14 protein-coding genes are annotated in these 14,264 nt (G+C 38.2%); all 14 read right to left on the minus strand.

Annotated features, from left to right (window positions below; translation table 11 throughout):
* Positions 1–53 precede the first annotated feature (53 nt).
* Positions 54–1,175, minus strand: coding sequence for a M23 family metallopeptidase (locus MLE14_RS03265; RefSeq protein WP_243296872.1), 1,122 nt, complete (start codon positions 1,173–1,175; stop codon positions 54–56).
* Between the two features lie 192 nt (positions 1,176–1,367).
* Positions 1,368–2,600 carry a hypothetical protein gene (locus MLE14_RS03270; protein ID WP_243296873.1) on the minus strand — a complete coding sequence of 411 codons (1,233 nt, stop codon included), beginning with the start codon at positions 2,598–2,600 and terminating at the stop codon, positions 1,368–1,370.
* Positions 2,575–3,126 carry an RNA polymerase sigma factor SigX gene (sigX, locus tag MLE14_RS03275; protein ID WP_243296874.1) on the minus strand — a complete coding sequence of 184 codons (552 nt, stop codon included), beginning with the start codon at positions 3,124–3,126 and terminating at the stop codon, positions 2,575–2,577. The genes MLE14_RS03270 and sigX overlap by 26 nt, the downstream gene beginning before the upstream one ends.
* Positions 3,127–3,287: 161 nt before the next feature.
* Positions 3,288–5,075: an ATP-binding protein gene (locus MLE14_RS03280; protein ID WP_243296875.1), complete on the minus strand. Its 1,788-nt coding sequence runs from the start codon at positions 5,073–5,075 to the stop codon at positions 3,288–3,290.
* Positions 5,072–5,791, minus strand: a complete 720-nt coding sequence (locus MLE14_RS03285) for a response regulator transcription factor (protein ID WP_243296876.1) — start codon at positions 5,789–5,791, stop codon at positions 5,072–5,074. Before MLE14_RS03285 ends, MLE14_RS03280 begins: the two co-directional genes overlap by 4 nt.
* 107 nt (positions 5,792–5,898) lie before the next feature.
* Positions 5,899–7,086, minus strand: coding sequence for a c-type cytochrome biogenesis protein CcsB (gene ccsB / locus MLE14_RS03290; protein WP_243296877.1), 1,188 nt, complete (start codon positions 7,084–7,086; stop codon positions 5,899–5,901).
* 15 nt (positions 7,087–7,101) lie between these two features.
* The gene (gene resB / locus MLE14_RS03295) at positions 7,102–8,739 is read right to left on the minus strand and encodes a cytochrome c biogenesis protein ResB (protein WP_279326755.1); all 1,638 of its coding nucleotides are present in this window, start codon (positions 8,737–8,739) and stop codon (positions 7,102–7,104) included.
* Between the two features lie 18 nt (positions 8,740–8,757).
* On the minus strand, positions 8,758–9,291 hold the full coding sequence (resA, locus tag MLE14_RS03300; RefSeq protein ID WP_243296878.1) for a thiol-disulfide oxidoreductase ResA: 534 nt from the start codon (positions 9,289–9,291) through the stop codon (positions 8,758–8,760).
* Positions 9,292–9,385: 94 nt separating this feature from the next.
* Positions 9,386–10,117, minus strand: coding sequence for a pseudouridine synthase (locus MLE14_RS03305; protein WP_243296879.1), 732 nt, complete (start codon positions 10,115–10,117; stop codon positions 9,386–9,388).
* A 175-nt stretch (positions 10,118–10,292) separates the two neighbouring features.
* Positions 10,293–10,826 carry a spore maturation protein gene (locus tag MLE14_RS03310; RefSeq protein ID WP_243296880.1) on the minus strand — a complete coding sequence of 178 codons (534 nt, stop codon included), beginning with the start codon at positions 10,824–10,826 and terminating at the stop codon, positions 10,293–10,295.
* On the minus strand, positions 10,826–11,422 hold the full coding sequence (locus tag MLE14_RS03315) for a nucleoside recognition domain-containing protein (protein ID WP_243296881.1): 597 nt from the start codon (positions 11,420–11,422) through the stop codon (positions 10,826–10,828). The genes MLE14_RS03310 and MLE14_RS03315 overlap by 1 nt, the downstream gene beginning before the upstream one ends.
* On the minus strand, positions 11,415–12,563 hold the full coding sequence (locus MLE14_RS03320) for a D-alanyl-D-alanine carboxypeptidase family protein (RefSeq protein ID WP_243296882.1): 1,149 nt from the start codon (positions 12,561–12,563) through the stop codon (positions 11,415–11,417). Before MLE14_RS03320 ends, MLE14_RS03315 begins: the two co-directional genes overlap by 8 nt.
* Positions 12,564–12,746: 183 nt before the next feature.
* Entirely contained in the window at positions 12,747–13,631 is an 885-nt protein-coding gene (locus MLE14_RS03325; RefSeq protein ID WP_243296952.1) for a superoxide dismutase, read from the minus strand.
* Between the two features lie 142 nt (positions 13,632–13,773).
* A complete protein-coding gene (locus MLE14_RS03330) occupies positions 13,774–14,262 on the minus strand; it encodes a YpuI family protein (protein WP_243296883.1) in 489 nt (162 codons plus the stop codon).
* Between the last annotated feature and the right edge of the window lie 2 nt (positions 14,263–14,264).

Below are 14,264 nucleotides of genomic sequence, written 5' to 3' on the forward strand. Positions count from 1 at the left end.
ACCAATGATTTTGTGAAGAAATAAGTATCCAAAGATGATTCCTTTAATTATTGCTATGTTCCGTTTATTATGACTCTGAATTCAAGCATTTTATCTTCCCATGATATAAAAGGAATTATCCGACATTTTAATGCCTGAAACTTCATTTGACATTGTTTGATATGGAAGAGGATATAACGTTTCGACGATTCAAAACCAAACTTCCATAACCGGATTCTTGCTTTATATCGGGCTAACAGAAATAAAAGTTTTTGATTGATTATAGAATGGTAAGCGTGTCTTTTACGATAAACAGCCATAACCTGTCTTTCGGGATTAGGCAAAATTATATAAACTAATTTGCATTTTACCTGACTTACCAAAAGCGTCGTCATTGATTCAAAATTAGCTTTTCTTCTTCTATGTAATCCAGCAAGTAAAAAGATTCCTGAAAAATCAATCGTTGATGAAATGGGATTATCATATTCAGTGAGAAAGACTCCTGTATTAATTGGGATATTACGGACAGACTGAACCCGTTTGGCAGCAAATGGTTCCATCTTTGTATCCAGCCATTCTTTTACGCTTTCTGAATCCTCAAGATTTTTCCATAAACCATCTTTCTCTAATTTTTCTTCTTTTCGATGATGTAAAATATTTTGCACATAGAGCCATCTGGATTGGAATGTTTTTTCCTGTCCGATGTGAATCTGTCCATAGATAGCCTCAGGATTTATTACATTCGATTTAGCAAAATTCCAGTCAGAGATATGAACCTCAAAGTGAAGGTGAACCCCGCTTGACCCTCCGGTTGTTCCCATGGTTCCTATCAGTTCACCGCTTTTCACCCATTCTCCAACATCCTTTAATCTTTTATGTAAATGTGCATACACCGTTTCATACCCATTTGGATGCTCAATGAAAATTACATGTCCATAGCTATAGGAATAATACGATTTAACAACTCTGCCCTCATATACAGCATGAACATTTGAATTCCACTCGCCTGCGATGTCTATGCCATAATGATGGCCATTCCTTGTCCCAAACTCGTCAGAAATGACGCCATCAGCCGGCCAAAGCCACACATCTTTATCAACTTCAGATGCAGCATTGGTTGTCCCGCCTAAGAATAAGAGTGAGATGAAAAAAGCCATTAAGGCAACGATTAATAATCGCTTTATATAGTCCTTCATAGCTCTTCCCCCCTTACTTGTCTTTTTACTAGAAATATGAAAACAAGTCCCTCGATAGAACAGAAAGTACCCAAAGGAATGCAGATGTAATTAAAATGTAAAGTTTTCTTAATTTTCTATCTACTTATTGTTTCTATTCAATTTTGTCATTTCCTTCTTGAAAAAATAAAAAAAAACGCTAATTCAGTTGAATTAGCGTTCAAAGATTGAATATTGTTCTAGATAATTGGGTGCTACAGGAACTTGTATACTGGTATTAAATTGAAAGCTAACAAAGTTTTGTTGGGATGAATGCCTGAAATTAACTGTCTCGAAACCGAAGTTTTTAGCAGTCAGCATAATCGACTCAAATGCCAGCATATTCTCATCCGTTTCTTCAACTTTGGTATTACCCAGATCAATGACTAATTCTTTTCCATTCTCTGTTACAGAAACAATTGCAAAATTTTTAAGTGGTCCTTTTAGAGAATGCGTATCAATGTCTGCCTTCATAGCTTCGAGGGCTTCTTGAACAGTAGCGTATGAACCATCTAAATATGGTGTAAGAAGAGCATCACTTTCACCTTCGGTTTGCAGAATAAAATAAGGCTGTTTAGTCTGTTTGTTTACCAATTGCTCTTTTTGTTCACCCATATTACCCAGATTAACTCCAGGTGTACCATTTGTGTAAAATAAAACTTTATTAAAAGTGGTATTAGACAAAGTATAGTTCAAAGAATTTTCCAAGGATCTACTATTGGTTGAACCAACTGCATATGGATGATCTTTTGGAAAATCTATTTCAATTGCTGAGTTATCACTTCCTGTAATCGTTATATCACCTGCAAGAGGAAGCAATTTACTGTTTAAGCCCATTTCTTCAAAAGGAATATGATCCTTATTATTCTGGTACTGATCTAACCAAGTTTCATTAGCTTTATTTGGAACGGTAATTGTAACAGGTATGACATTTTGTCCTAGCATATCAGGAACAGCATACGTAATAGCAGTCATATTGTCTGTAACTTGTTCTGGATAGAGGGCGGATTGATCAGGAATTGCCTGAATTGAACTAATTCCCGGATTAGCTTTATCTTCAGCAGCCTCTTCTATAACCTCTGTTTGTTCTCCTGAATCCTCAGCCTGCGCTTCGAATGATTCAGTATTCTCATAACTGTTTTCCTGATCAGCCGCATCTTTTGTAGCCATAAATAATTTACTTTCTGAAGCATGGTTGCTAGGAAAAATGGATGGATAAAGTATGAACGATAAAAGAATCACTGCTGCAACAGCTGCAGTAGGGATATACCAATATTTTCTCTTGTCTTTTTTCAATTGTTTTTGGACGTTGTAATAAATCTCGTTTGGACTGCGGGAATCCTCTACTTTGGGCATTTGTTTCAAAAGATTTTCAATCTTTTTATCGTCCCATGAAGAATTGCTCACCATCTTTTCCCTCCTTTACCAACCGTGTTTCCATCGCTTTTTTCAATGCCTTAACGGCCCGATGCTGTGTTGTTTTCACTTTGCTTTCCGTCCAACCCAGGCTTTGTGCTGTTTCGGCGATTGACAAGGACTGAATAAAACGCATGACAAGAACTAACCTGTGATCGACCGAGCATTCTTGAAGACATTCATACATCAGTTTAATTTCCTCATTTTGAACGGCGACATCCTCTGGTATAGGCTCCTTGTCCTTGATTTGATTTTCTCCCCAATCAAATGAATCTAAAATTCTTTTTTTCCAGCTTTTTTGTTTTCGAAAAAAATCAATCGCTACATTACGGGCAATCGAAAAAAGCCAAGTTTTTTCACTGCTTTTTCCTTCGAAGCGGTCGTATGACTTAAGAACCCGAATGTACACTTCTTGGACTAAGTCTTCAGCATGTTCTCTATTTTGTACCATATAATATAGAAATTGAAATAGGTCTTGGTGATAGTCATTATAGATGCGTTGAAAAACGGAGTCCATTTCGTCCCCTCCCCGTTTTCATAATATTAGTCGAATTTAATTAAAAAAAGTTTCACTCTTCAACTATAGACTTTTATGGTAATAATTGAAAGCGTGTATCATTAAAAAGTTTCAAATTAAGAGAAAATGGAATTTTGTTTCTCATGAAACAAGATAAATCGTCATAACATGCCATTTTCTCTGCTTTTTCGGGGAATGAAAATAGAAAACGTCGTGCCTTGTCCAACTTGGCTTTGGACAGAAATATGCCCCTGGTGTGCATCTATTATATTTTTTGCTATGGATAATCCTAATCCTGTTCCTGATCTTCCTCTTGTTCTCGATTTATCCCCTTTATAAAACCGTTCAAAAACAAAAGGCAAATCTTCCTCTGGAATGCCAGAGCCAGTATCCAATACTTCTAACAAGAGACCGTTATTCATCACTTTTCCGTTTACCTGTACTTTTCCTCCTGCATTGGTGTGCCTGATTGCATTATCTATTAAATTTGTCAGAACCTGTTCAATCTTATCCTCGTCAAGTTCAAATATGTCATCTTCTTTAATTCCTCGTAAAACAAGAACAATATCCTTTTCCTTCGCAATACCGGAAAACTTTTTCAGTACACGGTCAAGGTATGAATATAGCTGGATTTTCTCATGATGAACTGTTATATGACCTGCTTCTATACTGGCGAGATCTAATAAGTCGTTGACCAGTCTGCCCATTCGCAGAGTCTCATCATAAATTACTTTAGCTATTTCTCTTTTTTCCTCTTCAGAACTGGCAATATCATCTACAATTGCTTCGCTGTATCCTTGAAGTAAGGATATCGGAGTTCTCAGTTCATGGGAAACATTCGCAATAAAATCTTTACGAATTTTATCCATCTTTCGTTCTTCCGTCATATCACGGACAACTGCAACAGCACCGCGGACAGAGCTCTGGTTATATAGCGGGCTGACGATAACCGTCCATGTTCGCATTTGCAAGGAGATTTCCCCAGTTTGTTCCTGTTCCGTCAGTACAGCTGATTGAAACAGGTCATATACTTTTGACGGAAGTCCTTCAATGATTTCTGTATTAGACTTATCATAATACCAATACTGCAGGAATCGCTCAGCAGGAGGATTTGTCATTAGGATGGTGCCGTCCTTATTTAACGTAATAACCCCATCTGCCATACTACTCAATATACTGGATAGCTGTTCCTTTTCCTGCCTTAAGGCACTCATATTATACTTTAGTTGTTTACCCATTTGGTTAAAGGCGGTTGCGAGCTCACCGATTTCATCATTCGTCAGAATTGGCACTTTTGTATCAAACTTTCCCCGGGCAACTTCAAAGGCAGCTTCTCTCATTTTTAATAATGGCGCTGAAATTCTGGTGGATAAGAAAAAGGCAAATACCGTTGTTAAAACAAATGCGATGCCCGCCGCAAGCAGAATTAACTTTGTCGTTTGGTTAGCTGTATCACGAACCACCTCTAAAGATTGATAAATAAAAGCTACGCCATGCTCATCATCTTGTGTAATAAAAGGGGTTCCAACTACCTTTACATTTGAATACTCATCAGTGTTGATCTCTCCAGGAGGTGAGATTTCAACCTCTACACTTTCCCCAGTTGCTAGTATATGGGGTAAGAGATGATCTTCCTTGAAAATATCAATTGGTAAATGCACGTCTCGGTCATGAGGGAGATAAAACTGGTTTCCCTCTTCCATAAAAACTATAACCCTTGTGGCTTCATCCACCAGTTCACCTGTAATTTCTAAGGCAAGCTCTAAATTTTGATGCTCTTCCATGATAAACGAAACTTTATCAGCGGTTCTTCTCAAATCATCTTCAATTTCATCAACATGATATTGCTGAAAAAACTGAAGCAGAAACATCGTTAATACAAATAGTACGAAGCCGACAAGTAAAAGAATGGTAGCCCAAAGCTTTCCGACTACGCTTTTCCAAATCATTCAGTTCCAACCTCGAACTTATAGCCGACACCCCAAACAGTCACAATCATTTTCGCAGCTTGTTCGGATACCTTGCTGAGTTTCTCACGTAAACGTTTAATATGAGTGTCCACTGTGCGCAAATCCCCAAAAAATTCATACTGCCAAACTTCTTTTAACAGATGTTCCCTGTCGTACACTTTATCAGGCGTTTTTGCAAGAAAATATAACAATTCGTATTCTTTTGGTGTTAAACTTACTTCTTTTCCATCCGCTGTTACCCGGTGAGCATCATGATCAATGGTAAGATGCGGGAAAACGATTACATTCTTGGCTGATGTTTCTGTATTCAAATATGTTGTTTTGGACGCACGTCTTAATAAAGCTTTAACCCGCAAAACGACTTCGCGGGGACTGAAAGGTTTAACAATGTAATCGTCTGTTCCAACCTCAAAGCCTTGGACCCTATTAGCCTCTTCGCCTTTGGCCGTTAACATAATGATTGGTGTTGATTTCTTCTCACGCAAACGGCGGGTTACCTCAATCCCATCCACCTCTGGCATCATTAAATCTAATAAAATTAAGTCGTAATCGGTTGCAAATGCTTTTGCTAAAGCTTCTGCACCGTCTTGTGCTTCTTCAATCTTAAACCCTTCCCGTTCTAGGTACATCTTCAGCAAGCGGCGAATCCGTTCTTCATCATCTACTACTAGGATGGTATAATCCTGTTCGTTCATCACCAAAATCACTCCCTAAACTTTGAAAATGTAGTACATGTATAAAAACCTTCACAGTTTTCTGTGAAGGTCATACTAAGGTTGAAAACTCCTTCTTTCTCGTTATGTTAAACACCAGCGTAAGAATGAAGTCCTGCGATAACAAGATTAACAACAATAAGATTAAACATTATTATAGCAAATCCAATCACTGCCAGCCATGCTGATTTTTCACCATGCCATCCTCTTGAAAGACGCAAATGCAAGAAGGCCGCATAAAATAACCAGGTAATCAAAGCCCAAACCTCTTTCGGGTCCCATCCCCAAAATCGGCTCCAGGCAAGCTGTGCCCAAATCATCGCAAAGATAAGAGCACCTAAAGTAAAAATAGGAAAACCTATTAAAACAGAGCGATAGCCAATTTCATCTAATAGCTCTAATTTAGAATTCTTTGTAAGTGGCTTTAATAAAGCCCCAATTCTCCTTCTAGTCAATAATCGAATTAGCAGATAGAGAAGAGCACCTGCCCCAAGCGACCATATAACAGTGTTCAATTTCTTAGCATTAATAATAGCGGGAACCTGAACAAAAGGTTCGATATGCCCTTCTGTTGCCAGTTCTCCTTCATGAGGACCAACCAGTGCAGGCAGGGTATAAGTTGTTTCTGCAGTTTTTCCATCTTTATCGATATAAATAAATTGGCTTTCATAATCAGCAATGGCAAATGCTGAGGTTGTTAAAATAAAACCTAGTACTGAAATCAAACTAAACAATACAATTTCTAACCAAAAGCTTGACTTGGAGCTTTTGGTTTGATCAATAGACTTAATTAAGTATATTAAACCTGCTGCAAAACTGATGGCCAGCACAGCCTCACCGGTAGCAGCAGTTGTTACGTGAATATGAAGCCAGTAGCTTTTTAAAGATGGCACTAAAGGAGAGATTTCATTGGGAAACATACTTGCATATGCAATGATCAGTAATGCAATCGGCAAAGAAAACAAGCCCAGAACGGCATTGCGATAAATAAAAAAGATAACGATAAAAGCAGCAACAAGCATCATGCCAAAGAATGTGATAAATTCAAATAAATTACTTACTGGAGCATGTCCTGCTGCAATCCATCTCGTAATAAAATACCCAAGTTGGGCGATAAAACCAAGGATGGTCACAATAATTCCGACTTTAGACCATCTCTCAGGCTTCTTTTGCACTTCCATATTTTTCTTTTGTCTGATGGAACCTGCAAAAATGAAGGTTCCTAACAGATAAAGAATAAATGCTATAAAAAGTAGATTTCCGCTTAATTCAACCATGAAATGGCTACCTCCCTATTCGGAGCCCTCATTCTTGTCCATTTGATCCTCTGGAATAAATTGAGGGGTTTCTTCGAAAACTTTTTCTAATTCTCTCTTTAATCCGTACCAATTTTTATTGGTATGGGCAGCTATTAATACATGATCCTTTTGTTTTTGTATCCAAATCCTTCTATGGTTCCAATAAGCTCCCTGAACAACACCAATCATAAAAATCAGGCCACCGAGCGCCAATATCCAGATTGTGTTATCTTTACGAACAGTGAGTCCAGAAACCTCTTTGCTTTCCATCGTCGAAAACTTCATTTTGTATTTGTTCTGCCCGGATGGATCATACGTCTGCTGAATCGCAACGATACTTAATTCTCCTTCTTGATTTTCAGGAGAGATCACATTAAAGATAAAAGCAGGATTCCTTGGATAAGGTGATGTATTTTTGGGAATTAAGTTTTCATCAAATTCAACATCCGGATAATAACGTACAATTTCAACTTTGTATCCGTTTCCTAAATCATACACTTGTTGAGGCTCTTCTAAATCAATTCTTATGTCACCGTAAGCTTCCCCAGTTTCCTGATTGATGAGGGTAAAGGTCATGGCTTTAAACTCACCCTGATTAAAGGACATTTGGTAAAGGGAATATCCTTCAAATTGCAGAGGTTTATTGACCTGAATCGAAAAATCTTTTATTTTTTCCAATTCAGGTGTTTGCCCTAAAACTGTATCAGAGGATCGCTTATAGAGCGTAACATTTGTTTGATAATTACTTACAACATCTCCATTGGATCTCTCTAATGATTCCTCGAATACACCGTTTCGTTCCGAACCATCATATACATCAATTATAAATTGATTGTTTCCTAGATAATACTCACGGTTTGTGCCTGGAATCGGACTAATCTCTCCTTCTTCAATCCAAAGCTGCTGATCTACGTACATTCCTGGAATAAACCGCAGCATGCATCCGATTAAAAATATAATAAGTCCGATATGATTAATATAAGGGCCCCAACGGGAAAACCGTCCCTTTTCTGCCAATAAACTTCCGTTTTCTTCACGAATCTGATATCTCTTTTTCTTTAAATTTTGTTTAATACGATCGAATGTGTCTTCAAGCTTAGAAGCTTCCCCTGGTGCGATAGTATAAAGGCGCTGTCTCTTCATAAAGCCTTCGTGCTTGATAACACTTTGGCGCTTCAGTGCACGGTAAAGAGGTACGACACGGTCAAGACTGCAAATAACCAGCGAAACTCCTATTGATGCTATTAATAAAAGATAAACCCACGAACCATAGAGATCATGGAAACCCAATAAATAATATAATCGTCCAAACCAGCCGTATTCACTCTCATAATAATCACCCGCAGGCACATTTTGCGGGATAAATTCTTCTTGCGGCAGGATTGTACCTATGGCTGATACACTAAGAGTAACAACAATTAACCATATTCCTACTTTTACAGAAGAAAAGAAGTTCCAGATCCGATCAACCACCGTTTTTTTGTATGTTTGAGATCTTCTGGCACTCCCCTCATAACGCATATCTACCAGTTTTTTCTTTTCTTCTGCTTCTACTAAAATTTTGCCACATGATTCACACAGAACAGTTCCATGAGGATTCACGTGGCCACATTCACATTTTACGTGATTCATTATAAAAACTCCCTAGAATCAAGGTTTGATTTTCTCCATTGATTCACGAACTTTTTCTTCTGTCATAGTTGTTGTAATGATTTCTTCAATTACCCCGTCCGGGTTAATTAAAATAGTAGTTGGAAGCGGAGAAATATTATATGCCCGCTGGACCTCAGAGCTTTTTGTGTCTCTTAATACCGGGAAACTCATGTTATATTCCTTCACAAAATTTTCAATGGCCATTGTCGATTCGCCGACATTAACAGCTAAAATCGTAACTCCTTCATCCTTATAATAAGAATATTGATTTTCCATATAAGGCATTTCTACTTTACAAGGTTCACACCATGTTCCCCAAAAATTCAAGAAAACACCTTGTCCCTTATAATCTGAAAGTTTATGTATATTGCCTTCCATATCTTTTAAAGCAAAATTGGGTGCTTTATCACCTACTCCAATCGTTTCCCGATCAGCTTGTGTCAGATTTGAATATAGTGAATACCCAACAGCTGAAAATAGTAATACTAATATAATAGTTCGAAGAATGAGTCTATTTTTCTTTTTTTCCATAGGATTGCTGCCTCCTTATGGGACCTTTATATCATTGATATTATAGCACTTTCAATGACTCTCTTTGCATCAGAATTTGAAGGTTATGTGACACTTATCGCTGATTGCCGTTTTGCGACAGGTGTCTTAATTGTTTTACTTCATGCGGGGTCAGCTCTCGTGAATCTCCAGGACTTAATCCATCCAAAGTCAAAAAAGCAAAGCGCTCCCTTTTTAATTTTAAAACAGGATGTCCAATCGCTTCAAACATACGCCGTACCTGCCTGTTTTTCCCCTCATAAATTGTTAATTCAAAAATAGAACTATTCTTTCGTTTATCCAACGATAGCATTTTCACCTTAGCGGGTGCAGTCATACCATCTTCGAGTTTTATACCTTTTTGAAGCTGTATGATCTGAGTCTTGCTTGGTATCCCCTTTACCTTTGCAATATATGTTTTGGGGATATGATAACGCGGGTGTGTCATCTGATTTGTGAACTCCCCGTCATTCGTCATCAAAAGAAGCCCTGATGTATCATAATCTAGTCGCCCAACAGGGAATATTCTTTCTTTAAGTTCTGGAAAAAAGTCCGTAACTACCTTTCTTCCCTTATCATCCTTTACACTTGAAATAACTCCTCTTGGTTTATAAAACAAAAAATAAACAGGCTCTTCCTTTTCAAGCGGAATCCCATTTACTTCTATTTCATCAGACGGTTTTACCTTTGTACCAAGTTCGAGGACCACTTGTCCATTTACTTTTACTTTACCAGAAGTAATTAATTCTTCCGCTTTTCGTCTTGATGCTACTCCAGCTTGTGCAATTACTTTTTGCAGGCGTTCCATCGTTTTCACCCCTCCATCATATTACCTGTAATTATGCGCCTAGACAAGCAAAACAATTATCGTACCTAAATATTTGTCGTATTTTCATTCTTTCCGAATATAGGAATTTTTAATGGCAAGTTCATCAAAAAAAGACATGCCTTAAAAGGTCATGTCTTTCTTTAAACCCTATATTTTATTTTCCAAACACTAAGGTTACAATCACAATTGAAGCGACAATTCCGACTAGATCTGCCCAAAGACCTACCTTTAAAGCATCTCCCATCTTTTTAATGCCGACTGCACCAAAATAGACAGTCAAGACATAAAACGTAGTATCCGTACTTCCCTGAAGAGTGGATGCCAATCTTCCTATAAAGGAATCAGGTCCATATGTAGCTATTAAATCACTTGTCATGCCTAAAGCTGCTGTTCCTGAAATTGGCCTGATGATGGCAAGTGGAACTACTTCTGGCGGAATTCCTATCAGAAGCAGTAACGGTTCCAATAAACCCATGAAATATTCAAGGGCGCCGGACGCACGAAAGACGGTGATTGCTACCAGCATTCCTACTAAATAAGGAATAATTGAAAATGCAATTTGGATTCCATCTTTGCCGCCTTCGACAAATGTCTCGTAAGTGGGTACCCTTTTCCAGGTTCCATAAATAAGAATTCCACCGACAATCAGCGGAATTAGCCAAAGAGAGATCGTGCTAATCAGCTCCATTAAAGATCCCTCCCCTTTTTAATCCGCCGCCAATAATAATAGCGGTCAATCATGATAGCCCCTAGAGTAGAGCAAATCGTTGCAATAATCGTTGGAAATACAATTTCTGTCGGATTAGCTGAATGATAATTCATCCTTATTGCTAAAACAGTGGTCGGAATTAAGGTTAAACTGGAAGTATTAATCGCTAAAAAAGTAATCATTGATCTGCTTGCTATCGGCTTATTCCCGTTTAATTCCTTTAGTTGCTCCATAGCCTTTATCCCTAATGGGGTTGCAGCATTCCCCAGACCAAACATATTTGCCATCATATTAGAAAGAATATAGCCCATCGCCGGATGTTCAGGAGGCACTTCGGGGAACAATCGCTTAACAATCGGTTTAAAAATCCGGCCAAATAAATTTAGCAGTCCTGCTTCTTGTGCAATTCTCATGATCCCCAGCCAAAATACTAAAATACTAATGAGACCAATTGAAATCGTAACAGCTTCTTTTGCTCCATCAAATAAAGCTTTATTCACTTCATCCATTTTCCCATTAATGATGGCAAATACAATCCCTATTATAGTGAGAGATACCCAAATATAATTAACCATATAGATCGACGCCCACGAATGCAGTAAATATTCCCTTAAACAAATCAAACCAAGATTCTTCGTCTTTTGATCCCGTACTATAATAGATCGGCAATTCTTTTATAATGTCTTCATGAAAATAGACAATTGCCTTCCCGACAACTTCCGGTATTTCTTCCGGATGTCTTTCCCACTGTTTTTTTGGTTCAATCATTCGATACTCAACCCGAAAGTCTTCTATCTCTTCCTCCTTTACCGGATAGGAAAACGGATGTTTAATTGTAGCTTTTCCTTCATAAAAACTATCATCTAATTCAGTAACTTCTCCTTTATGTACAAGTGTTATATTTTCGAAAGTATCAAACGCATATTCAAACATGTTGATATGGTCATTCCAATCACTAGGAGCATTCAATGTAACAGCGACCAGATTCATATTATCAAGGGAAGCTGTTGACACAAGCGTTCTGCCCGCCAATTTTGTATAGCCAGTTTTCCCTCCCGTACTGTGTTCGTATAATCTGGTCAGCAGCTTGTTCTTATTTCTCCAAACCCTGTCCCACTTTTCATAAGGGTTCGGAGCCCGATACACTTTTGTACCGGCAATTTTCTTATACGCTTCGTTTTTCATCGCATAACTTGTTAAAATCGCCATATCATAAGCGGTTGAATAATGATCGTCTGAATCATCTAATCCGTGCGGGTTGGCGAAATGAGTATTCCTCATGCCCAGCTCTGCTGCTTTTTGGTTCATTAAAAATACAAAACCCTCCAGACTTCCCCCAACGTGCTCAGCAATAGCTACGGCTGCATCATTTCCCGAGCGCAGCATGAGTCCATATACTAAATCTTGCAATTTAATTTTTTCTCCAGCTTTCAAATAAAGAGAAGACCCCTCAGTCCTGACGGCCTGTTCACTAACCGTTACATTCTCATCCAGCTTTCCTGACTCTATCGCTATGATAGCTGTCATTATTTTCGTTATAGAAGCAATCCGCCTTTTTTCATGAGCCCTTTTTTCATACAAAACGCGACCGGTATCCTGATCTATTAAAATGGCACTATATGCACTGACAGATAAAGCTTTAGCTTTATTTGGGTAGATGTTCATGAGGAAGACGAAACAGAACATAAGTAACAAGACTTTTTTTAACTTGTACATTCTCTCTTCTCCTTTATTGTTACTTTGTACAAGTTTATGCAGGACCTGTCCATATATGAACAGAAGCTCTTAGATTCCGCCTTTTAAACAAAAATAAAGGCTGTTTCCGCATACTTTGTTGTTTTTATAGATCTTCCGCGAAAACAGGCAAAATAAAAAGAGACTAGAATTACGCTAATCTCTTTAAAATGGCTTCCAGACTATCTTTTTAGCTTCTTCATACCGCTTTTCAACATCTCTCCAGTTCACCACATTCCACCAGGCATCTACGTATTCGGCTTTTCGGTTTTCGTACTGAAGGTAATAGGCATGTTCCCAAACATCAAGTACAAGTAGAGGGATTGTATCCCATTGTGTTAATATCATGTGACGCTCTGATTGGAGGATTTCTAGATGCCTCGACCTTGGAGACCATACCAATATGGCCCATCCCACCCCTTCTACTTGTTTGGCAGCTTCTGAGAAATGTTTTTTAAAAGCATCAAAGGAACCAAAATAGGCATCTATATCTCTAGCAAGCTCTCCTCTTGGTCTGCCTCCGCCACGAGGGGTCATATTGTTCCAAAAAATGGTGTGTAAATAATGTCCAGATCCGTGGAAAGCCAATTCTCTTTCCCAATGTTTAACCAATTTAAAATTATTGGTTCTTCGGGCTTCTTCAAGCTTTGTTTCCGCTTTATTTAATCCATCCACATAGGATTGATGATGTTTCGTATGGTGCAGCCTCATAATCCGTTGGGATATATAGGGCTCGAGTGCATCATAGGAATAGGGGAGCGGCGGCAAAACATGTCTGCCGGGCGGAACAGCATTTTGCTGTCTCATCGATTCATTTCTGATCGTATGCCATACGGATTGCAGAAGATGATCCAATTGCCAAACTGCATTTTGGATGGATCCCACTCTGAATTCATGGTCCTCTCCATCATCTTCACGGTCCGTTTCACTATGAATCAGAGTAATGTACTGGTCAATATGTTCATCTCTAATGTCATTAGTATCAATCCATTCCCTAACTTCTTCAAGCCACTTTTTCGCTTCCTGCACATAATCTTCGTTTTTAGTCACATACATCCCTCTTCTCCTTCTTTTTCATCCCTATCATATGAGAAGAGGCTATCCTATTTACCTTTTCCAATAAATATTTAAAATTACAGAGATTGTACCGGAAAAAAAGCAGACCAGATTGACTGGTCTGCTTTCTTGCACTTTACTTATTTTGGGTTATCTTTGTAGCGTAATCCGTTTCATAGTACTCTAATTCTTCTCTCATTTTTTGAAACGGCTGCTCTAAGTCTCTCATTAATTGTTCCACAGATGAAGGGACACTTTTTCTAAATTTAATACTATTCTTTCCTGTATATGCAGAACGGCTATCTTCATACCAAAGGTCAGATTTTGGCGAGAAAAATTCCTCAATACATTGATGGTAGATTCTGTAAAGTGTTTTTTCAGCTGCCTGCTTTGAAAAATCTTCTTTGTTTAAAAGCAATTGACATGTATCCAAGCTTTCTTCACAAAAAACGCATAACCTTCGCAGGTTTGATGCTATCCCTTTATAGAAAACTGGATCCCCATCTTTTTCTCCCTGCAGTGATTGAAGGGTTGTCGAATTTAAAAATTCCTCTATCCTTGCTACAGACTCTTGCAAGAATGTATTTGCGTTCTCAATTTGTATCTTTACTAAAGAATGAGCCACAC

Source organism: Bacillus litorisediminis (assembly GCF_022808645.1).
In the GTDB taxonomy this organism is placed as follows: Bacteria; Bacillota; Bacilli; order Bacillales; family JC228; genus Bacillus_BF; species Bacillus_BF litorisediminis.

Coding starts and splice junctions, on each gene's coding strand:
- MLE14_RS03265 (WP_243296872.1), bottom strand. CDS start 1,175: ATGAAGGACTATATAAAGCGATTATTAATCGTTGCCTTAATGGCTTTT.
- sigX (WP_243296874.1), bottom strand. CDS start 3,126: ATGGACTCCGTTTTTCAACGCATCTATAATGACTATCACCAAGACCTA.
- MLE14_RS03280 (WP_243296875.1), bottom strand. CDS start 5,075: ATGATTTGGAAAAGCGTAGTCGGAAAGCTTTGGGCTACCATTCTTTTA.
- MLE14_RS03285 (WP_243296876.1), bottom strand. CDS start 5,791: ATGAACGAACAGGATTATACCATCCTAGTAGTAGATGATGAAGAACGG.
- ccsB (WP_243296877.1), bottom strand. CDS start 7,086: ATGGTTGAATTAAGCGGAAATCTACTTTTTATAGCATTTATTCTTTAT.
- resB (WP_279326755.1), bottom strand. CDS start 8,739: ATGAATCACGTAAAATGTGAATGTGGCCACGTGAATCCTCATGGAACT.
- resA (WP_243296878.1), bottom strand. CDS start 9,291: ATGGAAAAAAAGAAAAATAGACTCATTCTTCGAACTATTATATTAGTA.
- MLE14_RS03305 (WP_243296879.1), bottom strand. CDS start 10,117: ATGGAACGCCTGCAAAAAGTAATTGCACAAGCTGGAGTAGCATCAAGA.
- MLE14_RS03310 (WP_243296880.1), bottom strand. CDS start 10,826: ATGGAGCTGATTAGCACGATCTCTCTTTGGCTAATTCCGCTGATTGTC.
- MLE14_RS03315 (WP_243296881.1), bottom strand. CDS start 11,422: ATGGTTAATTATATTTGGGTATCTCTCACTATAATAGGGATTGTATTT.
- MLE14_RS03320 (WP_243296882.1), bottom strand. CDS start 12,563: ATGTACAAGTTAAAAAAAGTCTTGTTACTTATGTTCTGTTTCGTCTTC.